Consider the following 24,866-nt stretch of genomic DNA (forward strand, 5'->3'; position numbering starts at 1 on the left):
TACTCCTTTAATTGCTGTTTCATGCGAAACTACAATCTTATGCGGTATTAATCTTCCTTTCGAAAGGCTATTCCCCTCTATGAGGCAGGTTACCCACGTGTTACTCACCCGTCCGCCGCTAATCCGTCCCCGAAGGGACTTCATCGCTCGACTTGCATGTGTTAAGCACGCCGCCAGCGTTCGTCCTGAGCCAGGATCAAACTCTCAATAAAAAGTTTAATCTTAGCTTACTCAAAAAAAATTGCTGGTTTACTTAAATGTATTTATCATATTCTGTTCAATTTTCAAAGATCTTGTCGCCCTCAAGCAACTCATTTAGTTTATCATCTACTCAACTTAATGTCAACACTTTTTTCAAAAACATTTTTTCTTGATTCTCAGTGCTTTTCATCAACTTCCGTGACAACAAAACTTATTATATCACCATATTTGTCTGTCACATTTTATTATTTACTATTTTTCGATAAATATTCTCTATATTCTCTATTATACTCCACGATTCTAACTTATATACAAAGAGATACACTAGGCTATGTTTGTATAGCCCAGTTTCTATCCTTAGCTATATTTATCTTAAATCCAGCTGTTTTCAACTATTTGCAAAATCACAAATAAAATATTATCTTTTACCATATTCCTACCCTATCTTCTGGATTTACGTACATCTTATCTCCCTCTTTTATATCATATGTTTTATAAAATTCCTCAAATTGAGATAAAACTGCATTCACTCTAACCTTTTTAGGGGCATGAGGATCATTGCTTAGCAAATATTCTCTTATCTCTTTAGTCGAAACCTCCCTCCAGATTGTCGCATAATTTTCAAACAAATCCTTCAGGTTAGGATTTTCTGCTTTTTTAGCTACATCTAAAACACAGGCTATACCACCTAAATCACTTATATTTTCTCCAACAGTTAAGAATCCATTTACAAACTTCCCATCACTCATTTCTATTTTGGAGTAATAATCTACTACTTTTTTACTTCTATTAGTAAATTCTTTATAATCAGTGTCATTCCACCATCTTTTTAGTTTACCAGTCTCATCAAACTGCGCCCCTGTATTATCAAATGCATGAGTAAGCTCATGACCTATAACAACTCCAATCCCTCCAAGGTTCTTTTCCTTTTTAGCATTCTTATCATAAAATGGTGGCTGCAATATTCCTGCTGGAAAAACAATTTCATTATTTAACGCGTTATAATAAGCATTAACTGTACAAGCACCCATGTTCCATTCATTTTTATTTACAGGTTTGTTTAATTTGAGAAATTGTTTTCCAATCTGTGATACATAAATATTCATTACATTCTCTATTAAAGAACCATCCTCATCGTAGGATTTTATTTCTATATCGCTATAATCATTCCACTCATCAGGGTATCCTATTTTCACTGTAACACTTTCTAACTTACTAAGAGCTTTTTCTTTGGTCTGTTTGCTCATCCACGAAATATTTTGTATTCTGTTCTCAAAATTTTCTATAATTTCTTTTGCTATATTTTCTACATCCTTTTTGGATTCTTGGTCGAAGTGTTTATCCACATATAATTTACTTATTAATTCATTTAATTGATTGCTTACAAATCTTACTCCACTACCTTCACTTAATTCAGTCGATTCTACTCCATAAAACGCTTTTCTTAATCCATCACTAGCCTCTCTATGCTTAGATGTTAAGAAACTATCTGTGTTTAAAAGTATACTTGTTTTTAAAAATACTTTCATATTATTTAGATTATCATCAATCATATATGAGTTGACCAATTTTAACTCTTCAGGATTTTCAACTATTATTTTAGTATTATTACTTATACCTAAGTTTGATAATAGTTCTGAAAATTTGATATTGGGCGCTAATTTTTCAAGACTTTTAATATTATACACGTTATAAGACTTCTGAATTCTATTCTGATCCTTGGCCTCTTCCTCATACGATGGTATCTTTTCCGCTATATTGCTTTCAATGTTATAAAATACTTCCGCATTCGCTTTTGAATCTTCTTGATTCTCTCCATATAACGTATATAATCTAGTCAAATATTCAAGATACACTTGTTTTATTTCGTGATTTTTATCGCCAGATTCTTTGTAGTAGTGTGAATTCCCAAGTCCAAGGTTACTTGATGATATATAAAGAACATTAGTACTACTATCTTTATAATCAGGTCCAACTCCTAAATTTACTAATGATTGAAAATATGAAAATTCCACATCATTAATAATATTTTTTAAATCCTCTACACTATTAATTTCATCAATCTTGTTTATGTATTTCTCTATAGGCTTTACCCCTAATTCGTTTCTTTGTTTCATATCTAAATAATTATTGTATAAATTTAAAATTTTTAATTCGTCACTATTTTTATCGTATTTATCTTTATTTACTTGTATATCTTTTATTATATTAAGTATACCTTCATTAACTCTTCCACATACTTCTTCAAATGTCCCATAAGAAACGTACCCACTTTGAAGTTTTGTACTCGACAGCCATTCCTTATTTATTGCAGTATAAAAATCATCTTGCATCCTAACATCTTGGCTACACTCTGTTCTACTAATTGTGCTGTTTGCTCTATTAAGTTCCGAGCTATATGCACTAACCTTTAAAGGTAATGATATATTTAAAATAAATACTATTACTATTGACGCAAATTTCCTTAGTATATTTTTTCTCATAGCTATCCTCCTTAGTACGTTAATTATTTTAGAATATAAGTTTTATATTTTCAGTAATATTGCAACTTATTCTAAATAAAAAATGATTCTATAATATTATTCAATTTATCTCCTTAAATAATACATGGTTTTAAAATAAACAAAGAACTATCTCGAAATAGTGAGTTATTTCGAGATAGTTCTTTCCCACGGATAATTACAAACTCTATGAAGAACAAATATCCTTGTTTATGTTCTAATTGAATTACTTTATGCTACAACTCCAGAAATTATTATACCTATAGCAATCATGAAACCAGCTATAACAATAGCTACTGCCATATTCTTATCTTTTAGTTCTTGATTAAAATCAATTCTTGTTAATACTTTATCAAAAAACCAATATCCAAAAACCAAGAGAATAATACCAATTAATCCGAAGATAATACTTGAAATAATGCTATTTGTAATGTTATTCATTAAACTTTTCCCCCTTAAAATATATAATTATATAAAATATTATTTACTCTTTATCTAGATAATTATAAAAAACAAAATCACAATTTTGCATTTAAATATTTTGCTTGCATAAGCACAACATATCTATCGCTACTTTAAATTATTGATTAATATAAGTAGGCATATATATTGCATTTTTATTAGTTATAAAATCACCCATTCTTGTATAAATCCCACAAGGTTTATCATCTGTTATATATACTCCTAATACAGGAAACTGATATTTCTTTGATTTTCCCATTGTTGAATATATATCAATACATATTGGTTTAATATTAACCCTATCTTGAAAAATAATATTTTCTAACTCTTGATCTATCTTATTATAACTTATGTCAATACCCATTCCCTCTCTTGAGAGATATGGTTTAATCACATAATCCGATGAAAGTTTTTCATCTTCCTCTACACTTGTATATGGTATATATCTTAATATAAACTTTTCCTCATCCTCAGAAAAAAAGTTTTTCCCTAAAAGCTCATATATTACCGCTAAAAATGCCTTTGACTGAGTTATCAATGTATGTGCTGGGTTTATTAAGTAATCTCCAGAATTAAGAGGCTCTATTATATCTCTCATCTCCTCCTCAAAATAAAACCAATCTAAGGGGTAATGCCTATATATTGCATCTATTTCTTCCCCATAAAGGAAAATCTTATTATTGACTACTTTCAAATCATACACATTACCAAGAATAATATTATAATCTTTCAATTCCTTTAATACTTCTGATATTATATTACTTGTATATATATCTTCATAATACCAGGAAGTCACCACTGCAATATTGTTTATACTTTTTGATTTCTTAAACTCTTCCAATATAATAAAAAATGTTTTTCTTATCTCACCTCTAAGCTTTTCATTAGGATCCTCATACTCAATATTAAGCTTTTTCTTAACTATAGAGTTCCCTCCGATAGACTCAACTAAGCCTGCTGGAGTTTCTGAGTTAAATTCCAAAATTTTTAAATTACCATCATTGTCAACAACAAAATCTATCCTTCCTAAAGCACAAAGTACAGAAGTTAAGGATTTAGAAACCAACTTATAAAGTTTTTCTGGTATTCCAAGTATTTTTCCAAATATATCTATGTTTTTCTGGATATGAGGATACATTCTCTTTAATATTTCACAAAACTTTTCACTTACATATAGCATTTCTTCATGGAGATTTTTCTTTATAATTAAAGAGTCCAATGAAATATATTCATTAACATTAGTATACGCACCTGTAAAATTATACTTAAAAGCAATTTCTTCTATTACTTCATTCCATGTGTCACATCTATTTTCAGCTTCAAACTTTTTTACCAAAATAGGAAACTCTTGAACCCCTAAAGGACACATCCAAGTATAATTATCATTAGTAAGGAAGTTTTCGCTCCATCTTACTAAAAAACCTTGTACTTTATCTTTGATTAAGTAAACACCAAAATTCCCAAAAGCTGAAGTTGGAATGTTCATGTTATTATTACTTGGAACATAAGTATATTCCTGCTTAATATCTATTATATTTTGCCGTACATGTATCTTATTACTTTCATATATAATCTTAATTTGTGTATTCCATTCTTCCTGAGTATACAACTTACCAATATAAACTTCTTGACTATATCTTCCTAGCGAAGACTTAACAACATAATTATCCTTATTACTCATTACTTCTTCAATTCCATTTGCAGTTAATATTTCGGTATAAGGAATACATTGAGTTATAACCTCCTTATCTCTTGAAGAAATAAGGTTTGAATCTTCCTTAACTAAATCCCAAAGGTAAGCAAAAAAACCTTTTGCTTGAATAGCTATAATTCTCGGATCATTTATTAACAAAAGTTTACCATTATCCGCACATTCTAAAATTTCCTCTATATTCGAAATTTCATTGCAAAATTCAGTTGGAAACAATCGTAAAATTATAGGCAGCTTAATACTAGAATATCCATAAACATCTCCATCTCTAACAGATAAATTGTTAGGCCCAACCTGCACTATATTAATATTAGTATCTTTAAAGACATGTTTAAAATAGTAACTGTGATGCAACTCTTCATAATGACAGGGATCCATCAAAAACCCCACATTAATCTTTTCATCACTTTTAGTGTAACTAATACAGATTTCCATTAGCTCCTTCATAAATACCTCTAAAAAATTACTGTTTAGATTTCCACTAAAATTACTTTTCCCTGCCAGATGCATTTCTTTTTGCCCACAAGGTTTGTCATAATTAAATTCAGCAAAATAAATTCTATCGTTAACATCTCTAAAAGTGTCATATCTCGCCCAAAACATTGTTGAGATTGGGCACTTTAAGTTAAATATCTTATCTTTAAAAATAAAATCATCAAAGTAATTTAATAGTTTTTTGTGTTTATCATTACTCTCTTTTAGTATCTCTAAGGATATCTTGTTTATTTCTTCACTATAATACACCATTTTTTCATATGTACTCACTTCAAAATAGAAAGGTATTTGTGAATGGACATATTCTTCACCTAAAGAACTTACCATATAATTATTAAATAAAACATCCTCAATATAATTTATTTGTTTTTCCATATCACACTTCTCTTTCTATAAGATATATAGAACAAATATGAATCTCAGTATTTCTGACTAATTTTATTCTTACTCCAGAATCATTTTTAACATAAATTAGCTAGATGAACTTCCTCCTATTGAACCCGAATATCCAGAAGACTTTCCACCTGATGAACTTATGCTGCTTTTCCCGCTTGAAGAGCCATCACTTATAGAAGACTTACCGCCTGATGATCCTCCAGTAAATCCATGCCACCCTCCGGAAGTGCCTCCACTGCTGTATCCATTGTCTTCCTCATCTTTCTCTTTTTCTTGAGGATTATAACATCCTGCGAAACCAAGAGGACTACTAACCATAAATGTTGCAGCTACCGCTATCGCTAATGCTTTTTTCTTGTTCCCCTTTGCTATATCCTTTATCTCCTTTGATATTTCTTCAATATCTTTCATTACAACATCACCCTTATTATTTCTACCTTTATATCTTTACTTATAGAGTCTATATAAGCCCTTAGATCTTCTTTTAATTCACCTCTAGTTAAAATAACAACTCCATTGTATTTAAGTTCTTTTAACATGTTTACATATGGAAGGTCATCCTCCCCTACTCCGTACTGATTATTTAATTTATCTTCTAAATATTTAACTTCTAAATTATTGTCATATCTGTTACTAGGAATTAGCATAACAATTTTATTAGAGTTTACCTTATTTAATTTTAATCCATTATTTATTAATTTACTTATACCCACCCTATCTCCAACGATACCAAACGGGTGAAATAAAAGATTAATATTCAGAATTGGTTTAATGCTATATTTGTTATTTAATACAAGTGCAGTATCCAATATTTCGTTAAGAGGTAAATCAACTATTGTAAAATTATTTTCATCAAGATTTTCTTTTATCTTGTCCACCACATCTTGCCTACACTTATTTTCACTTCCCGCCTTTAGCTCAAAATTTTCGTAAGTTTGCAGCGAGACAAATGGTGTACTTCTGAAAAAGCCCTGAAATGGCCCTAACCCTGATTTCCATGTCCTGTATAGCTTTCTTAAATCTACATCCTGCAGTTTCATTGAAATGCCTACCTTTCATAAGTGACAGCATAAATTCCATCTAAGGATATACACTGCTTAAAACCATCTTCAGTTATAAAAACCAAGTGACTATCTCCACCTTCGTCTTCATGAACTTCACCTTTAAATGAAATATTGGGTTCAGAATTTTGCCAAGATTTTATATTCGAGTATATATTAATTTCCTTAGCATATGACAAAAATCCATATGGGAGCTTATATATAAAAGCGAAGTTATTCTTCAAAGAAAGTATCTGTCTATATTTCTTATGTTCACAAATTGTATCAATTGCCAGTACTCCATTATATGTAGAATTAACCTCTCCCTCAAGTACTTCTGTAGGAATATCATTAAACCATTCATCGTAAGTCTTATAAATATAAATTTCCATTCTTACCTCACACTTGTTATATTAATAGTAATATTATAATCTATTTCTTCTTAATTACATACTATAACTTATAAATTTTCAAAATTTTATTATATATAGAATTAATTATAAATTTGTTTCTTATTTGAAATTGTGATTTTATATTATTATACTAAAAATATATGTTTTAATAAGGAGGCACCTTAGTTAATGATTTCATTTATTAAATTACATTCAGAAATTTTCATTCTATTATTCCTTTTATTTTTAACAATTGATGCTTTTATACTAATTATAAAATTCACAAATAATTTAGATTCTCGTCCAAATCTAAAAATTTCATATGATATCTCAAAGAGTTACTATCTGGGTTCTTTTTATGATAATGAGTATATATTAGTAATTATAAACTTAACCATTGAAAATAAGTCAGCGAAATCTGTTGATATTTTAAACATAAAACTACTTAATAGAGATAGACCATATTTGGCAACCATGCCTAAGATTAAAGATATCACTAATGAATATAAATCCAGATCTATTAATCTTAATATTATTTCAGACAATATCCTTCTCAAAAACATGAACATTCCTTCACAAGATACAATTAATGGATATGCAGTTTTTGACAATGTTGACTTAATCACTGATAATAGAGATTACACTATTATTGTTGAAACTCCTAGGAAAGTTTTCACGAGTCAAATTGCTCTAAAGCCATCTGATGGAATCTTTTGATCAAGTAATCCATTATAAAAATAATTTATTTTTTTATAAATTGCTTTTTATTCTCATTATCATAAATATTATTATTCCTTTCACGCATAAATTTTCTCATTAGAGAAAACCTAATAAATATTATAATTTCTACTAGTACTATGGAGGATAATGATGAAAATATTCAGAAAAATGCTAACATTCATTATTCCAATTGTTATACTTTCCACATCAATTCATGTGATATTAAACAAAATACATTATAATACCTGTTTATCTTCTGCTAACACAGGAGGGATAACTAATATAGGAGTACTATTTTTTAAGCTTGATGATCCATATATGTCATTGGTTAAACAAAGTCTTGATAATATTCAAAAGCAACACGAAAATACTGTAAAATTCACATTCTTTGATGGCAAGGATAATCAAGCTATACAAAATGTAGCTCTAGATTCTATGTTTAGAAATAACTTTGATCTTTTATTGATAGACTTAGTTAATGAAAATGAAAATGCGGTATTGAATATTATTGTTCAGGCTAAACAAAATAATATTCCAATAATCTTATTTAATTTTGAATTATCTACTATACCAGAAGCTGTTAAATCTTATAATAAAGTTATCTTTATAGCAACAGATTCAAGAAAATCTGGAGTTTTACAAAGCAAACTGATCATAGATAAATGGATTACAGATAAAGAAATTATAGATAAAAATAAAGATAATAAGATTCAATATATTATGTTAAAAGGTAATGCAGACAGTAAAGCGACAATTTACAGAAGTGACTATTGTATCTCAACAATTAATGATTCAGGAATAGAGACTGTTGAATTATCTTCAAAAGTATGTAATTGGGATAAAGAATTAGCTAAATCCAACATAGATTCTTTATTCTTAAGATATGGTAATAATTTAGAGATGATAATTTCCAATAATGATGCTATGGCAATCGGGGCTATTGAAGCCTTACAGAAATATGGTTATAACAATGGCGATAAAACTAAGACTATACCAGTTTTCGGAATAGACGGAATACCAGAAGCGAAAGATTTAATCAGTAAGGGCTTTATGACTGGCACTGTTATTCAAAATTCTAATGAATTAGCCCAAGCACTTTACACTGTTGGAATCAACCTAGTTTCAAATGTAAATCCCTTGGAAAATACAAATTATAAATTTGATAAAACTGGATTTGTAATCGAAATGCCCTATTATGAATATACAAAATGATAATAAAAATACCAACAGTTTGGAGTTGCTCTGAACTGTTGGTATTACTACTTTCATGGTGCACCCAGTGGGACTCAAACCCACGACTTCTGGATTCGAAGTCCAACGCTCTATTCAACTGAACTATGGATGCATATTCATTTGTATATAAATAAAAACAACTGAAATCAGTTGTTTTTTGGAGCGGGTAGTGGGAATCGAACCCACCTTTCCAGCTTGGAAGGCTGGAGTATTACCGATATACGATACCCGCATATTAATTTATTTTATCTTAACGTGTATGGAGCGGAAAACGGGATTCGAACCCGCAGCCTCCACCTTGGCAAGGTGGCACTCTACCGTTGAGTCATTTCCGCTCATTTGGTGCAGATGAAGAGAGTCGAACTCTTACACCGAAAGGCGCTAGATCCTAAGTCTAGTGCGTCTGCCAATTCCGCCACACCTGCATAAATATAAAATTGGTGGCTCACCCGGGAATCGAACCCGGGACACCATGATTAAAAGTCATGTGCTCTACCGACTGAGCTAGTGAACCAAAATAATGGCAGGGATAGCAGGATTTGAACCTACGAATAATGGAGTCAAAGTCCATTGCCTTACCGCTTGGCGATATCCCTATAATGGAATTAACCATCTGTTATCCTATGTACTTAGTAAATTAAAATTTACTGTTGGTGCGTCATCAGGGATTCGAACCCTGGACACCCTGATTAAGAGTCAGGTGCTCTACCGACTGAGCTAATCACGCATATTATAATTAATGGAGCGGGTAGTGGGAATCGAACCCACCTTTCCAGCTTGGAAGGCTGGAGTATTACCGATATACGATACCCGCATGTAGGTTTGTCTTATATCTTTTATAAATGGAGCGGAAAACGGGATTCGAACCCGCAGCCTCCACCTTGGCAAGGTGGCACTCTACCGTTGAGTCATTTCCGCTCATTTGGTGCAGATGAAGAGAGTCGAACTCTTACACCGAAAGGCGCTAGATCCTAAGTCTAGTGCGTCTGCCAATTCCGCCACACCTGCATAAATATAAAATTGGTGGCTCACCCGGGAATCGAACCCGGGACACCATGATTAAAAGTCATGTGCTCTACCGACTGAGCTAGTGAACCACTGATGGCAGGGATAGCAGGATTTGAACCTACGAATAATGGAGTCAAAGTCCATTGCCTTACCGCTTGGCGATATCCCTATATGGGGTGAACGATGGGACTCGAACCCACGACAACCAGTGCCACAAACTGGCGCTCTACCAACTGAACTACGTACACCATATGGTGCGTTTTAAGGGATTCGAACCCCTGGCCCACGCCTTAGAAGGGCGTTGCTCTATCCAGCTGAGCTAAAAACGCATATTATTTATTATGTTACAGACTCTTTAAGTCTGTATGGAGCGGGTAGTGGGAATCGAACCCACCTTTCCAGCTTGGAAGGCTGGAGTATTACCGATATACGATACCCGCATGTGTTAATTTTTCAAAGAAAATTTAATTTTGATGGTCGGGGTGACAGGGATTGAACCTGCGACCTCATGGTCCCAAACCACGCGCGCTCCCAGCTGCGCCACACCCCGGTATATGGTGCGTTTTAAGGGATTCGAACCCCTGGCCCACGCCTTAGAAGGGCGTTGCTCTATCCAGCTGAGCTAAAAACGCATATTTACCTTAGTTATTACTTTCAGGCCTATATTATTATATAATATCCTGAATGCCTTGTCAATCTTTTTTTGTTTTCGGAACGTTCTTTATTTTAAACTTCCCATCAAACTTTGTCAAGACTTTTTTAACTTGCTTTATAGGTTTCTTTGGTGGAGCGGGTAGTGGGAATCGAACCCACCTTTCCAGCTTGGAAGGCTGGAGTATTACCGATATACGATACCCGCATACATTAAGTCTCCAATAAAACTTTAGTTTAAATGGTCGGGGTGACAGGGATTGAACCTGCGACCTCATGGTCCCAAACCACGCGCGCTCCCAGCTGCGCCACACCCCGAAGGTCTTAACTTTTTTTGTTCCATCGCTTACTGTTCAGCGACAATGATTATTCTACAATATCAAATCTGTTTCGTCAATACTTTTTTTAAATAATTTTTTAAAAATCCTTCATAGTTTGGATAACCTCAATTTTTATAAGCTTGAACATGACTTTTTTATGTATTAAATAGCACATCTAAATATACATTTTCTAATTTTTATTTATGATATCAATCATTTCATGCAAATATAAATAACTAAAAGGACTCAAATTCGACATCATTAATATTATTAACTCGTCACATAGTTAACTTTAGTTTATTCTCTAACCTCCTTAAATGATGTGGAAACATCTCCATTGTCATTGATACTAATAAACCCTATACCTCTTTTGTTCAATCTTGGGAGCGATATACTTCCTGGATTCATTAATATAATGCCGCTCGCCTCTTCTCTTAACGGTTCATGTGTATGTCCGAACAAAACAATGTCTGCTTCCAGTTCTCTCCCCCTGTAATAAATATTATTTATAGAGCTTTTAACACCATACATATCTCCATGGGTATAGAATATTTTCTTTCCGTTTACCTCTAGAATATCTTCCTTAGGGTACTTTGTTGAATAATCACAATTTCCTGCGACTGCGTATATTGGTCCTTTAAAGTCTCTTTCTAGTATCTCAACATCATCAACATTGTCTCCTAAATGTATTAATATATCAGCATCCTTTATTAATTTTTTTGCCAAATTGATGTACTTAGTTATTCTATGTGTATCACTAATAACTGCAATTAACATAAATATCATCCTCTCTGTACTCTTTTTCTTAATAAAATATTAATTATGATATTACTTATTATAAATAATATCATAATTAATATAATCACATATATAATTTTTAATCAATTACAATAACTCAGAAATTACTTTTTTAAATTCTTTTAATGCAACACCTCTATGACTTATATGGTTTTTTTCCTCAGAAGTTAATTCTCCAAAGGTTTTGTCTAATGGTTCATAGAAAAACAATGGATCATAACCAAATCCACCTTCTCCATGCAGTTCTTCTATGATACGCCCCTCTACCTCTCCTGTAACCTTAAAATACTCTCCTTGGTCTGTAAACATAGCTAATTGACAAATAAATTTAGCTGTTCTATCTGTTGCTTCTACGCCCCTCAAATTCTCCAAAAGCTTTTCATTATTCTTTGCATCATTCCCATGTTCCCCTGCATATCTAGCTGAATATATTCCTGGTTCTCCATTTAAATACTCTACCGCCAATCCCGAATCGTCCGCCAATACAATGAAATCTTTATCTCCTCTTTCAATTACGTACTCATATATTTCCTTTGCTTTCTTCTTAGCATTTTCTTCAAAAGTATTTCCATCTTCAACAACATCTATGTCAATATTTTCATTTTCTAAAGACATAACTTCTATATCTAAATCCTTTAATATCTCTTTCATTTCTTTAATTTTTTTCTTATTATTACTGGCTAATATTAATTTTTTCATTATAACTTCTCTCCTGACGTTCAAATAAAGAAATAAATCAAAGACATTTGTGTCATATAGATTATATTTCTTCTTAATTTAATTAAAAGTAGTTTATTAATCCTATTTTTAGGCTCGTATTTGTTATCTTATCTTAATCCTATGTAGCTAATAAAAATGAAAAACATTTACAAATCAACTACTTTTCAACCCTTATATTGAACAATTCATCTCTCTTAGGCGGTTCAACCTTTATTTCATTGCCATTATCAATTAAGATTCCATCCCGATCACATATTTTTCCAATTATACTCGCCTCAATTCCTTTATCTTTAAGCTGCTTAACTAATTCCTCCCCATTTTCTGAAGTAATGAGCATACTTCCAGACGATATAAGTCTAAGAGGATCTATTTGAAATTCTTCACAAATCTTTCTTGTAACATCAAGTATAGGTATTCTATCTTTAGAGATTTTAAACCCAGTATTTGATGCCATAGCAACCTCAAAAAGACCTCCCAGAAGACCTCCCTCGGTTATATCATGCATTGAATTAACTCCGAATTCTCCGCCTATCTTTCCTTCTTCTAGAACACTCAGTTTATTTATTAAACTTTTTCCTAGCTCTATTTCTTCTGCAGATAATATCTTTTTCAATTTTTCTTCGTAATCATTTATTAGAATATATGTACCTTCTAGGGCTAGAGTTTTAGTTACAATTATATCATCACCTAACTTCGCTCCCGCTGTCTTAACAGATTTACCTTTTAAATTTTTACCTATTACAGTAACGGATATAACCATTTTATTTACTGCGCTAGTCACCTCCGTATGGCCACCTATAATTTCAACATTAATCTTTGCAGCTTCCTCATCAATTTCATTCATAACTTTATTTATTTCCTGTAAAGTTGAATTAACAGGAGCTAATATAGTAACCAAAATTCCTATAGGCTCGCCGCCTGATGATGCAATGTCATTACAATTAATATGCACAGCTAGTTTCCCAACATTTTCGTTAGCCCCTGTTATTGGATCAGTAGAAAAAATGCCTTCATAATTACCAAAATCAATTATTGAGCAATCTTCCCCAACATCATTTCTAACTACAATTTCATCTCTTCTAACTGATTTATTATTTAGGATTATTCTTCTTAAATCATCAAAATCTAATTTTCCTTCCTTCATTATAAAAAATCTCCTTTTATTTATATTTTATGTACTTTTTATTCACTAATTTCATATTAATTAATAAGATGAGAATTTTATGAGAGGTGTTATACATTGAGATATATAGGACCATTTTTTAGGATGAATAGCCTTTCCTCAAAAGAAATTAGTGGTCAACTTTTTCATTTATCAAAAGAATCAATTAAAACTTTAGTATTGAACTCTAAATGTGGTCTTTTGGCACAAGTTAGAACTTCAAAAAAATCTTCTATAGATGATATTAGCATATTAAATAATTTTTCTCCACTACTATGCATGTACAGAAAAGCCTCACCGTTGCTCATTCACAGTAAAAGCAGCCATAGCTTTGATGAATCAAGTTTTAAGAAGGAAATAACCCCTTCTACCAACGCTCTTATGACTCTTTGTTTACTTGAGTTAAGTGAATATTATTCGCATTATAATGATGGGAAGAGAAATATAGCGTCTCTTGAAAAACCATTTAAATATATTGCAAAAGAACAATTGCAATTCTACTCTGAAAATTTAAGAAATAATGAAGGATTATTTGTTGACAAGAAAAACATATCCGAAGGAAATTCTAAGGGCTTTTCCTTAGTTGATACGGATGACAAATTCAAATTTTCTGACCAAGCTTTTATGATGGCGGCCTATATGCTTTATGCTCACTATAATAAATCTGAAGAAATAAGTAGTGAGTACATCAAGTTTTCAAATGAAATATTAGATATGTTTAAAAACTATAAGTCAGCTTTATACGAGTTATCATTTAATGAATGCGTACTAATTTTTCTTGCTTTAAATATCTTTTATAAATATTCCTGTAATTCAGATGCTAAAAGACTTATTTTAGATTTAGGAGACTTTTTGATTTCTAAATTCCAAGAGAAAGATTATTACCTAAATTCAATAGATGATTGCTCATTGTTCTCTATATGCTTAATGGAGGCTTATAAACATACAGATATAATTTCTTTTAAGGAAACAGCTAAAGAAATTAATGATAAATTAGTTAGTTTATACGATTCAGACAAACATATATTTGTTAAAATATCTGATAAAAAAGAGAGCAAATACTCTTGCTTAGAGGTTAACTTCTATCTTCTCAGCCTTCTTATGTATTCATTTAATGAAGATAGATCTAATGAACTACGGCCAACTATATCAAATGTTTACAGAAAGTTTTTTGTAAACGGAGGCCTTTTAACAAGTTGGCCTGACGCTCCTACTTTAGATGAAGTAGAAAGATACCGAAAATTGAGCCTACGTTCTGATGATATGTTGGATGAAACATTCTTTAGAATGCCAGTATTATCAACACCTAAAAGCACAGGGCTAGCGCCTATATTTGTAAAAAGCCTAACTTATTCAAAACGAAAAGATTCTTTAAGTTCAAAAAAATCTTCTTTTGATAGTAATAAAAATATGCTTAATTTCTTTTTAATTATTTTCCTTTTAAAAGATACCATTGAAGATTTAATGGAATTTACTAATCCTATGAATTGTGAATCACAAGGGGATTTAAAGAAAATTCAGCAACAAATTATACGTCCGAATAACCCTAAAATAAATATAGAAAATATTTCGGCTGATACTAAAGAAAGTACATCAATTTTATTGGTATCAGAAACTTCAAATGATGTTAAAAATCTTACCCCGAATGCATTAACAAGCACTAAATGTATTGAAAAAGAAGAAGTTGAGGTGAAAAATATAGTCAACTTAAAGAAGATAAATAAAATTTCACTTTTGAACAAAGATACTATTTCAAAAGTCAGTCCACCAAAGAAAAAGAAAAAATATAAAAAAAATAAAAATCAACATCCTCATAATAAGAAAAGTTAATTTTTATTAGTGGGTTCCTTAATATAAGCCAAACATATAATTTAAAACTTTTACTAAGGAGCCCTCAATTTCTATTATCAATGCATTTAAGCTATTACATAGTTCTTAATAATTATTATAAATTTATTTTATTGTAGCAAAATCCAAATTTCCATTTCCATCCAACTTCAATTCAGATATTTTATCAGAAATTGCTATATTTTCATTATAAAATACTAGCGGTAATACATTATAATTATCAAATATGCTTTCTTCAAAACCTGAATAATCTAAGTTTTGGGTACTAATCTTAGATTTTTCTAACAGCTTACTTTGGCTATCTGTTAAATATTCTTTAAAATTAGAATAGAATTGTGTCTTATCAAGTATGCTAGCCTCATTATTAACTAGAATCATATCATACCTTTTTCTTAATTCTTCGTCTTTAAATTCTTCTTTTACTAGACTATATTTTATAGTTATATCTGTATTATTTTTAAACCACTCTTGAATGACTCTACATAAAATTCTATTCTCATTGCTGTCCTCGCCTAACAAAGTCAATACTTTAGGTTTATCCCATTTTCCTTCTTTATTGCTTACAACCTTTCTAGCCTGCAATTTTGTTAAATCCTTCTTATCTTCTCTAAAGAAACTTCCCTCAGCAAGTTCAAATTCTTTATTATTTAAGTTTTGATAGGATTCAATAGCCTTGCATACATTGTTATATATTTCTCTCCTGCCCTGTACTGGAAGTGAATTATCCGAGCTATTCATAACCAAATATGCTGCCTTTGCCTCAGGTATTGATATTAGATTATTTTCCTCAGCTAATTTATTGAGTTCACTTTCTGGGGGATTTATTACTATGTCTCTCTCTTTTACTTCATACGATGCCATAGATAATTCAACATTTTCATCATTTAATATATTAATATTCGATATCTTAAGCTCACTATTATTGTTATTTCTTTTTAATACCATATTCTCTTTACTAACAGAATCGATTTTATAATCTCCTGAATAAACAAGCTTATCATAATTATTATTTAAATTACGCCACATTATCAAGTATTTTCTTAACCTATATTGTGGTTTAGTTAGTTCACTTAGGAATTCCTCATTCTTTTGGTTTAATCTGATAATGACTGAATTTTCAGTTGCTCTAATAGCAACTCCATTTTCAAATATAGCTTTTCCAGCTCTGAACTCTTTTGCACCGTAAACTTCTAGCAACGCTTGTATATTTACTTCATCTTCTTCCTTCAGTAATTCCTTAAAAAAGTTTGCTATATCACTTGCTGTTATTTTACTTCCATCACTCCAAAAGATATCATCCCTCATCTTAAACTCATATTGAATTCCATCCTTATCTTTTACAACATCACTTGCTAGCGACGGCACAATCTTATTATCTGCACTTTTGGAAACCAACCCTTTACTTAGAGCACACATGATATCCTCATGACGTTTAGATAACTTAGTCACCTTTTCTAAATCCCCTGGAATTTCATTTATTCCATAACTTATTGTTTCCTCTAAATTATCATTTGCTACATCACTATTTTGCCTATTTATAAATCCTAAGCAAAACAAAATAGTAAAAACTAAAATAATTGTACAGAAAAAATATTTTTTCATAATTACACCCTTTACATTCAATTATATTTAGTATTATTACCATAATCTGTACTGCTTAATCAGAAATTAAATAATGTGATGCCAAACAAAAAGAAAGGATACCCTGTTTTCTAGGTTGCCAGAGAAAATAACTGTGCAACACTACGCAAAAGAGTATCCTTTCTTTCTAGTATAGTACTTATTCCATTACTATATTTACTTAATCAAATTTATCATAAAGAAAATCAATGAAACTGATATAGCTAAACTAAAAGCAAAGTATACTAATCTTTTTTTGCCAGTTTCAATAATTAGAAATCTAAGTGCTATAATTGCCATAGTAATGCATACTCCCAGCTGTATTGGTAAGTATGAGTTGAAAATTTGGCTAACATAATAAAACTGATATGTTGTCATGAAAGTACAAATAATTAAGATGCTGGTTATAAACGCACACGCAAACCCAAGCAAATTTATTAATTTTTTCATACTCTACCTCCTTAGAATTTCTTCAAACTCTTCTTCTGAAAGAACTTTAATTCCTAATTCCTCTGCCTTAGTTAATTTTGATCCAGCCGCTTCACCTGCTATTATGTAATCTGTCTTTTTACTAACGCTACCTGAAACCTTTGCTCCTAAACTTTCTAACTTATCTTTTATCTCATTCCTAGAATAATTCTTAAGCGAACCAGTTGCAACAACAGTTTTTCCTTCAAAAGGACTTGCTATTACTTCTTTTTCTTCATATTTAGGACTAACACCTAGAGACAGCAGCTCTTCTATCGTCTGTAATACTTTGTCTTCTTTAAAGAAAACTACAACCCCTTGAGCAACTATATCTCCAACATCTTGAACTCCAATAAGTTCTTCAAAAGTTGCATTTTTTAGACCTTCTATAGACTTAAATCTGCTGACTAAATCTTTTGCAGTCTTTACACCTACATTGGGAATTCCTAAAGCATATATAAACGCATATAACTCACAATCTTTACTTTTTTCAATAGCTTCCAGAAGATTTTTAGCTTTTTTCGCTGCAAACTTCTCTAGTCCTATTAAATCCTCTTCTTTCAATTTATATAAATCTGAGATAGATTTAATATTAAGTTTTTCAAATAATTGTTCCGCTGTTCTTTCTGAAAAACCTGCTATATTCATCGCTTCCCTTGAAGCATAATGAACTATAGTTTTAACTAGTTGAGGCTTACAAGATAAAGTGTTTTCACAGAAATAATGAGCCCCACTTAGCACCAAATGACTGCCACAAGCAGGACAAACTTCTGGAACTGTTATCTCCTCTGAACCTTCTAATGATTCTGCCACTATTCCCATTATCTCTGGTATAACATCATTACTTCTTCTTACAAATACTTCCGCACCAATTCTGACACCTTTTCTCGAGATATCATCCATGTTATTTAGAGTGGCTCTTTTAACAGTAACTCCTGCTAGTTCTACTGGCTCCAAGATTGCTGTTGGACCAACTCTACCACTTCTTCCAACATTCCATTCAACATCTAGAAGCTTAGTTGTTGCTTCTTGAGCTTCAAATTTAAATGCAATAGCCCATTTAGGGAACTTTACTGTATAGCCTAATAGTTCTCTTGTTCTGATATCATCTATTGCAATTACTAATCCATCTATATCATAATTTAAGTCAAATCTAATACCTTTTACATAGTCTATTTCTTTTTCAATTTCATCTATTGAAGTACATACTCTTATATAATCATCAACTGGAAGACCTTGTTCTTTTATAAACTCCATCATTTCCATATAAGTTCTAAATGGAGTCCCTTCTTTATGTCCTACATCATAAAAGAAGGCAGATAGACTTCTTCGTGCAGTTTCTTTTACATTTAAATTTCTTAAAGCTCCTGCTGCTCCATTTCTCAGATTCTTAAGTGGTGTATCAGAAGTTTCATTATATTTATTAAAAGCTTCTTGAGTCATGATAGCTTCTCCATGAACCTCTAAAACATCACTGCTATTGATTTTAAGCGGAATTGATTTGATTGTTTTAACCTGTGCCGTTACTTCTTCTCCAATACTTCCCGTTCCTCTTGTTGCAGCTATTTCAAGTATACCTTCAGTATTATATGTCAAGTTAATTGTTAAACCATCGAATTTCTTTGTAACCACGTATTTTAGATCGGGCAGATTTTCGCCTCTGCTTCTAGCCTCTTCTACAAACTTAATATTTCTATTATGCCAATCCATAATTTCTTGCAAACTTTGTGCTTTATCTAGACTCCAAAGTCTTGCCTTATGAGTATACTTTCTAAACCCACCTAATACTATATCGCCAACTCTCAATGTAGGTGAATAAGGAAGTACATATCCTGTTTCTCTCTCTAACTCTTGAAGTTCATAGTATTTTTCATCATAGTCCTTATCACTTACAGATGGACTATCTAAAGAATAATATTCATATGAATATTTATTTAACTTTTCTACAAGTTCTTTTATTCTTTCAATCTTATCCATATTAGGCCTCCAAATTCCCACTAAATCATTTTAAGTTTTGCAAAAGATAGTAATAATGATTTAACTCCCTGCTTATCAAAAGCAACTGTTAACTTCTTATCATTTCCAGAATCTACAACTGCTACTATTGTTCCTTTTCCAAACTTTTCATGAATAACCTTTCTACCAAGTGTTGCTTCACTATTAGTTATATATTCTTTAGCCATTTCAGTCATAGTACTTCTATCAATCACATTATTAATTCCGCCATTATCAAGGGTATATGCTCTATTACTAGTAACACTATTTCGTAAACTATGTGGATTAGTGTAAGAATTACTTTTCATAGCCTTTTCTCTGCTTTTAATACCTGCCTTTTCTACACCCACATATTCTTTAAGGTCTGGTTTTATCTCATTAATAAAATCAGATTGAGGATATGCTACAGTTTTACCAAATACTCTTCTCACTTCAGCTGAAGTCATGAATAGTGTCTGTTTAGCTCTTGTTATACCAACATAACATAATCTTCTTGACTCTTCCATCTCTGATTCCTTTTCAAAAGATGCCGTTCCTGGGAAAATACCATTTTCCATACCAACCATAAATACAACTGGGAACTCTAATCCTTTCGCACTATGTATTGTCATTAATACTACAGCATCATCTTGTTCTTCAATCTTATCTGTATCCTGAACTAAAGAAACTCTCTCTAAATACGCAGATAGCGAATTATCTTCACTGTTCTTTTCAAAGTCAACAGCATCAGAAACAAGTTCCTTTAAATTTTCAACCCTACTCTTATCTTCAATCTCATTTGATTCTTTTAATTGTTTAAGATATCCTGTATCTTTTAATATAGATTCAATAAGCACAGAAACAGGGACCGTCTCACTAAGTTCCATTAAATTTTCCATTAATGAAACAAACGGTTCAATAGTTGAAACATTTCTTGGAGTTAATGTTGGAATACTTCTCACTTCAGCAAGTGCATCCCATAAATTTAATTCAAAACTACTTGCAAATTCTTGTACTTTTGCAACAGTTGCATCCCCAATGCTTCTCTTAGGTACATTTATAATTCTTCTAATACTAATGTCATCTTGAGGGTTAACAAGAATTTTTAAATATGCTAATACATCCTTTATTTCCTTTCTGTCATAGAACCTTGTACCTCCTACTATTTTGTAAGGAATGCCTTTTCGTCTAAAACTTTCTTCAAATATTCTAGATTGAGCATTTGTTCTGTATAATATAGCAAAGTCATTATAATTTTTTTCTTCTTTTTCCTTTATCTCTAGGATCTGTTTACCAACAAAATTTCCCTCATCACTATCTGCATAGGCTCTATATATCTTAATCTTACTTCCTGGCTCTTGTTCAGTTCTTAATATTTTACTTTTCCTATTTGCATTATTTACAATTACAACATTAGCTGCAGTTAATATGTTTCCTTTAGATCTATAATTTTGTTCAAGTTTAATTACTTTTGCTCCTGGATAATCTTTTTCAAAATCAAGGATATTTTGAATATCTGCGCCTCTCCATTGATAAATACATTGATCGTCATCCCCTACAACACATATATTCTTATATTTTGACGCAAGCAGCTTAACCAGTTCGTATTGAGCACCATTAGTATCTTGATACTCATCTACCATAATATATTTAAATTTATTTTGATAGAATTCTAATACTTCAGGATTGCTTTTAAAAAGTTCAACTGTTTTAAAAATTAAATCATCAAAGTCTAAAGCATTATTTTCTTTTAGTCTCTTTTGATACATTTCATATACATCGGCAATTTTCTTTTCTCTAAAGTTAGCCTCATTTTCTAACATAAAGCTTCTAACACTTTGCATTTTATCTTTGGCTTTTCCTATCTTCCCGATTATCTCTTGTTCTGTTATATCCTTATCATTAATATTAAGTGATTTCATGCACTCTTTAACTAATGTCTTTTGATCAGAGCTATCATATATAGTAAAACTACTTTTATAACCTATCTTATCTATCTCTCTTCTTAAAATCCTAACACAAGTTGAATGGAAGGTGGATATCCACATATTTTCTGCTCTTTCACCAATAAGTGCTTTAACTCTATCCTTCATTTCCTTTGCAGCCTTATTTGTAAAAGTAATAGCCAATATACTGTAAGGTGCAATATCTAAATCTTCAATCATATGCGCCATTCTATGCGTTAACACTCTAGTCTTACCCGAACCTGCTCCCGCTAAAATAAGCACCTGCCCATTAATTGTAGTTGCCCCTTCATACTGTTCTTTATTAAGTAATGATTTTAAATCCATTTACTTATTCCTCCTTTCCCAATCCTTAAATATTATACCATATGTAATAATATTTAAATCATCAGGCTGACTAAAATATTATTTTAAATTATACATTGAAATTTTATCCTGCACTTACTTTATTATATTTTAGAGGAATTATGCATTGCTAATAATATAAAAAACACCTGATGTTTTTTAATCAAGTGTTAATTTCAAATTATTAATTATACCATAAATTTTAACTTCCATTATTATTCCCTTTAATTCTCTACTATATGTAATTTAAGAAATTATATCTTAAAGCTTGAAACATCTTTTTCTAATACAGATGAAATATTAACTAGTTTTTTTGCTGTTATAGAAAGTTCATTTGTTATAGCAGCTTGTTCTTCTGTAGATGCTGTCACTTCCTCGGAAAGAGCTGAAATTTCTTGTGATTTTGAAGCTATGTTTTCAACTGTATCCAGAATCTTATCTCTACCCTTCATAGTTTCTTGAAGTACTGCATGAACCTCATTAATATCGCTTGGAATATTATTTACCTTGCTAATAACCCCTTTAAATGAAGTTGTTACGCTATTAATATCATTTTTGCTTTCTCCTACTATCTTAGTTACAAGCTCTGTCGTACTAGAAACGTCATGAGTTTCTTTCATTACTGTATCTATTAATTGAGTTATGTTTTTTGATGAATTTAATACTTCTTCTGCAAGCTTTCTTATCTCGTCTGCTACTACTGAAAATCCTTTTCCTGCATCACCTGCTCTCGCCGCCTCAATAGATGCATTTAAAGCTAAAAGATTAGTTTGCTTGGCTACTCCATTTATGACATCGACTATAGAATTAATTTGTGATATAGTTTTATCTAAATTTTCTACCTTAGCTTTTGATACCAAGAATGAATTTAACATATCATCAATAGTATTAGCCAGCTTATTTATAGTTTCTACTCCTCTATTTGTATCTTCTTTTATAATCCTTCCACCATCAGCCAATAATATCAACTTATTATCTACATTATCCAAGTCTACTGAAAAACTTTCTAATAAACTAACTGCCTCTTCTAAAGCCTCTGTTTGTTTTATCCCTTCTTGAGATACGTTAGTTACTGTAGCTGCGATTTCTTCACTAGATGATGCCACAGTGCTTCCACCGATTTCAATATTCTTTGATATGTTGCTTAAACTTTCTGATATTACTTTGGTTTTCCTAACAAGTTCCCTCATACTTTTTCTAGTCTTACTACTTGCAGATGCTAATTTCCCTATTTCGTCTTTTCCTGTAATTTCATACTCTGCTGTAAAATCTCCATCTCCTGCTTTTTCAATAACATCCTTAATCATTTCTATAGGTTTCGCAATTCTCTTTCCTATATATACTCCTGTAGCAGCGGCCAACAGCAAAAGGACAATAGCATAGATTATGCTTTTTATTATAGTATTTCTAATAGTTCTTTGCATATTATCAACAGAAATTCCTATAGAAAGGCCATATCCTATAGTATTTCCATCCTTAATTGGAACAGTTACATTATATGCAGGAGTTCCCTTCCACTCATACATATAAGTTCCTGTTTTACCTTCAAATACACCATCTAATCCTGTCGATTCAATTTTTTCACCAATAGACTCTTTTGACGTTCCTGCCACGAGAGTTTTATCTCTTGATATTACACCTATGTAGCACAATTCTCCATCTGCATATTTATATGTTTGATCTATTATATCTTGTATTTTATCTGTATTTTTAATTCCTACATTTTCTATATTTGCTCTTATATTATTAACTAAAGTCACTCCATCTGCTTTCATTTGGTTTTGTATTCCACTTATCATCTGATATGAAAAAAATGATATACAAATTAAAATTATTATTGCTGCTATTAAAACAAAATTAAAAATCAACCTTTTTCTTATGGAATTAAACATATTACCCCTCCTTAGTATTTAAATATCTTAATTACAATTTCTATATAATCTTTATACTTTATTTAGTACCCGAAACGAATCTTGTTTCCACGCATAATTCGTACGCGTACGAATTATGCGTGGAATTTAAAAATATTTTACTTGTTAAATCAATATATTAAGTGTCCTTAATTAAACTCCTATAACCTCTGTGACTCCTGGTACTTCTTCCTTTAATCTTTGCTCGATAATCATTTTTATTGTCATCATTGCTCCTGGACAATTCCCACAAGCACCTTGCATCCTTACACTTACAACCCCATTGTTGCTCACATCAACTAATTCGACATCTCCACCATCTCTTTGTAGTATTGGTCTAATTTTATCTAATGATTTTGTTATTAATTCTTTCATAATTTGTACTCCTTCTTTCACATTTTTCGTACGCGTACGAATTATCTATTTAAAAAAAATGCCTTTAAAGCATTTTTATTATATTTTTAAGAGCTTTCTCTATATTATCTTCAAGAATTGTTTTTTGACCTTCATCAAAATCTTCTAATATTATATCTAGAAATTCTTTCTCCATAACTTGAAGCTTTTGTTTTATGACTACAGCTTTAGGCGTCAAGCTAATATATACACTTCTTTTATCTTCACAGCACATACACTTATTTATCAATCCCTGACTCTCATATTTATTTATTATGTCAGATAAAGATGATTTAGATATTCTCCATATACTTGCTATTTCATTAAAAAGCAGCTTTGAACCATCCTCAGGTAAAATGTCAAATAGAGTTATATGATTTTGTAATATAGGTAATCGCTCATCCTTTATTTTTTTTGTCAAGAATTTGTTGGATGCTTCAACAATTATATTCATTTTTCCAACGATACATTTGCTTTTCATTTTTACCACCTCATTCGTTCGGGTACGAATTAATTTTAAAATTTTATTCTTCA

19 protein-coding genes, 19 tRNA genes and 1 rRNA gene are annotated in these 24,866 nt (G+C 31.0%); 3 read left to right on the forward strand and 36 right to left on the reverse strand.

Going from position 1 to position 24,866, the window contains the following annotated elements:
• The 7 genes from CLCHR_RS07675 to CLCHR_RS07705 all read right to left on the reverse strand — a co-directional run.
• Positions 1-212 (reverse strand): 16S ribosomal RNA (locus CLCHR_RS07675); the annotation flags it as partial.
• Between the two features lie 414 nt (positions 213-626).
• A complete protein-coding gene (locus CLCHR_RS07680; protein WP_079439115.1) occupies positions 627-2,684 on the reverse strand; it encodes a M13 family metallopeptidase in 2,058 nt (685 codons plus the stop codon).
• A 249-nt stretch (positions 2,685-2,933) separates the two neighbouring features.
• Positions 2,934-3,143, reverse strand: a complete 210-nt coding sequence (locus CLCHR_RS07685) for a DUF350 domain-containing protein (protein WP_079439117.1) — start codon at positions 3,141-3,143, stop codon at positions 2,934-2,936.
• A gap of 139 nt (positions 3,144-3,282) precedes the next feature.
• Positions 3,283-5,745: a glutathionylspermidine synthase family protein gene (locus CLCHR_RS07690; RefSeq protein ID WP_079439118.1), complete on the reverse strand. Its 2,463-nt coding sequence runs from the start codon at positions 5,743-5,745 to the stop codon at positions 3,283-3,285.
• A 96-nt stretch (positions 5,746-5,841) separates the two neighbouring features.
• Positions 5,842-6,177: a hypothetical protein gene (locus tag CLCHR_RS07695; RefSeq protein WP_079439120.1), complete on the reverse strand. Its 336-nt coding sequence runs from the start codon at positions 6,175-6,177 to the stop codon at positions 5,842-5,844.
• Entirely contained in the window at positions 6,177-6,806 is a 630-nt protein-coding gene (locus CLCHR_RS07700) for a normocyte-binding protein (RefSeq protein ID WP_079439121.1), read from the reverse strand. Before CLCHR_RS07700 ends, CLCHR_RS07695 begins: the two co-directional genes overlap by 1 nt.
• Positions 6,807-6,814: 8 nt before the next feature.
• Positions 6,815-7,198, reverse strand: coding sequence for a hypothetical protein (locus CLCHR_RS07705; protein WP_079439123.1), 384 nt, complete (start codon positions 7,196-7,198; stop codon positions 6,815-6,817).
• A 189-nt stretch (positions 7,199-7,387) separates the two neighbouring features.
• On the opposite strand from CLCHR_RS07705, the gene CLCHR_RS07710 reads away from it, so the two are divergent.
• Positions 7,388-7,915, forward strand: a complete 528-nt coding sequence (locus CLCHR_RS07710; protein ID WP_079439125.1) for a hypothetical protein — start codon at positions 7,388-7,390, stop codon at positions 7,913-7,915.
• Positions 7,916-8,068: 153 nt separating this feature from the next.
• Positions 8,069-9,130, forward strand: coding sequence for a galactose ABC transporter substrate-binding protein (locus CLCHR_RS07715; RefSeq protein ID WP_079439127.1), 1,062 nt, complete (start codon positions 8,069-8,071; stop codon positions 9,128-9,130).
• A 56-nt stretch (positions 9,131-9,186) separates the two neighbouring features.
• Here the strand turns inward: CLCHR_RS07715 and CLCHR_RS07720 are convergent.
• The 22 genes from CLCHR_RS07720 to CLCHR_RS07825 form a co-directional block, all read right to left on the reverse strand.
• Positions 9,187-9,263: transfer RNA gene (locus CLCHR_RS07720), tRNA-Arg, on the reverse strand.
• Positions 9,264-9,309: 46 nt separating this feature from the next.
• Positions 9,310-9,383, reverse strand: a tRNA-Gly gene (locus CLCHR_RS07725).
• A 28-nt stretch (positions 9,384-9,411) separates the two neighbouring features.
• Positions 9,412-9,486: transfer RNA gene (locus CLCHR_RS07730), tRNA-Gly, on the reverse strand.
• A gap of 5 nt (positions 9,487-9,491) precedes the next feature.
• Positions 9,492-9,576 (reverse strand) — tRNA-Leu (locus tag CLCHR_RS07735).
• Between the two features lie 13 nt (positions 9,577-9,589).
• A tRNA-Lys gene (locus tag CLCHR_RS07740) sits at positions 9,590-9,665 on the reverse strand.
• Positions 9,666-9,672: 7 nt separating this feature from the next.
• Positions 9,673-9,747, reverse strand: a tRNA-Gln gene (locus CLCHR_RS07745).
• Positions 9,748-9,802: 55 nt separating this feature from the next.
• A tRNA-Lys gene (locus CLCHR_RS07750) sits at positions 9,803-9,878 on the reverse strand.
• A 13-nt stretch (positions 9,879-9,891) separates the two neighbouring features.
• A tRNA-Gly gene (locus CLCHR_RS07755) sits at positions 9,892-9,965 on the reverse strand.
• 29 nt (positions 9,966-9,994) lie between these two features.
• Positions 9,995-10,069: transfer RNA gene (locus CLCHR_RS07760), tRNA-Gly, on the reverse strand.
• Positions 10,070-10,074: 5 nt separating this feature from the next.
• Positions 10,075-10,159: transfer RNA gene (locus CLCHR_RS07765), tRNA-Leu, on the reverse strand.
• 13 nt (positions 10,160-10,172) lie between these two features.
• Positions 10,173-10,248: transfer RNA gene (locus CLCHR_RS07770), tRNA-Lys, on the reverse strand.
• 5 nt (positions 10,249-10,253) lie between these two features.
• Positions 10,254-10,328, reverse strand: a tRNA-Gln gene (locus CLCHR_RS07775).
• A 3-nt stretch (positions 10,329-10,331) separates the two neighbouring features.
• Positions 10,332-10,407, reverse strand: a tRNA-His gene (locus CLCHR_RS07780).
• A gap of 4 nt (positions 10,408-10,411) precedes the next feature.
• Positions 10,412-10,488 (reverse strand) — tRNA-Arg (locus CLCHR_RS07785).
• A gap of 37 nt (positions 10,489-10,525) precedes the next feature.
• Positions 10,526-10,599: transfer RNA gene (locus CLCHR_RS07790), tRNA-Gly, on the reverse strand.
• A 34-nt stretch (positions 10,600-10,633) separates the two neighbouring features.
• Positions 10,634-10,709: transfer RNA gene (locus tag CLCHR_RS07795), tRNA-Pro, on the reverse strand.
• 5 nt (positions 10,710-10,714) lie between these two features.
• Positions 10,715-10,791: transfer RNA gene (locus tag CLCHR_RS07800), tRNA-Arg, on the reverse strand.
• A 153-nt stretch (positions 10,792-10,944) separates the two neighbouring features.
• A tRNA-Gly gene (locus tag CLCHR_RS07805) sits at positions 10,945-11,018 on the reverse strand.
• 34 nt (positions 11,019-11,052) lie between these two features.
• Positions 11,053-11,128: transfer RNA gene (locus tag CLCHR_RS07810), tRNA-Pro, on the reverse strand.
• 299 nt (positions 11,129-11,427) lie between these two features.
• Entirely contained in the window at positions 11,428-11,907 is a 480-nt protein-coding gene (locus CLCHR_RS07815) for a metallophosphoesterase (protein WP_079439128.1), read from the reverse strand.
• 108 nt (positions 11,908-12,015) lie between these two features.
• The gene (locus CLCHR_RS07820) at positions 12,016-12,627 is read right to left on the reverse strand and encodes an XTP/dITP diphosphatase (RefSeq protein WP_079439130.1); all 612 of its coding nucleotides are present in this window, start codon (positions 12,625-12,627) and stop codon (positions 12,016-12,018) included.
• A 178-nt stretch (positions 12,628-12,805) separates the two neighbouring features.
• Entirely contained in the window at positions 12,806-13,792 is a 987-nt protein-coding gene (locus CLCHR_RS07825) for an AIR synthase family protein (protein WP_079439132.1), read from the reverse strand.
• 96 nt (positions 13,793-13,888) lie between these two features.
• Here CLCHR_RS07825 and CLCHR_RS07830 point away from each other — a divergent pair, with 96 nt between their 5' ends.
• Positions 13,889-15,640: a hypothetical protein gene (locus CLCHR_RS07830; RefSeq protein ID WP_079439134.1), complete on the forward strand. Its 1,752-nt coding sequence runs from the start codon at positions 13,889-13,891 to the stop codon at positions 15,638-15,640.
• A gap of 123 nt (positions 15,641-15,763) precedes the next feature.
• Here CLCHR_RS07830 and CLCHR_RS07835 read toward each other — a convergent pair whose 3' ends face one another.
• The 7 genes from CLCHR_RS07835 to CLCHR_RS07865 form a co-directional block, all read right to left on the reverse strand.
• On the reverse strand, positions 15,764-17,260 hold the full coding sequence (locus CLCHR_RS07835) for an ABC transporter substrate-binding protein (protein ID WP_079439143.1): 1,497 nt from the start codon (positions 17,258-17,260) through the stop codon (positions 15,764-15,766).
• 195 nt (positions 17,261-17,455) lie between these two features.
• Positions 17,456-17,728 carry a hypothetical protein gene (locus tag CLCHR_RS07840; RefSeq protein ID WP_079439144.1) on the reverse strand — a complete coding sequence of 91 codons (273 nt, stop codon included), beginning with the start codon at positions 17,726-17,728 and terminating at the stop codon, positions 17,456-17,458.
• A 3-nt stretch (positions 17,729-17,731) separates the two neighbouring features.
• Entirely contained in the window at positions 17,732-19,723 is a 1,992-nt protein-coding gene (gene ligA / locus CLCHR_RS07845) for an NAD-dependent DNA ligase LigA (protein WP_079439145.1), read from the reverse strand.
• Positions 19,724-19,743: 20 nt separating this feature from the next.
• On the reverse strand, positions 19,744-22,011 hold the full coding sequence (pcrA, locus tag CLCHR_RS07850; protein WP_079439146.1) for a DNA helicase PcrA: 2,268 nt from the start codon (positions 22,009-22,011) through the stop codon (positions 19,744-19,746).
• A gap of 272 nt (positions 22,012-22,283) precedes the next feature.
• Positions 22,284-23,921, reverse strand: a complete 1,638-nt coding sequence (locus CLCHR_RS07855; protein WP_079439147.1) for a methyl-accepting chemotaxis protein — start codon at positions 23,919-23,921, stop codon at positions 22,284-22,286.
• Between the two features lie 171 nt (positions 23,922-24,092).
• On the reverse strand, positions 24,093-24,314 hold the full coding sequence (locus tag CLCHR_RS07860; RefSeq protein ID WP_079439148.1) for a NifU family protein: 222 nt from the start codon (positions 24,312-24,314) through the stop codon (positions 24,093-24,095).
• 64 nt (positions 24,315-24,378) lie between these two features.
• Positions 24,379-24,813, reverse strand: a complete 435-nt coding sequence (locus CLCHR_RS07865; RefSeq protein ID WP_079439149.1) for a MarR family winged helix-turn-helix transcriptional regulator — start codon at positions 24,811-24,813, stop codon at positions 24,379-24,381.
• Positions 24,814-24,866 lie beyond the last annotated feature (53 nt).

It is taken from the genome of Clostridium chromiireducens, assembly GCF_002029255.1.
GTDB classification, from domain to species: domain Bacteria; phylum Bacillota; class Clostridia; order Clostridiales; family Clostridiaceae; genus Clostridium; species Clostridium chromiireducens.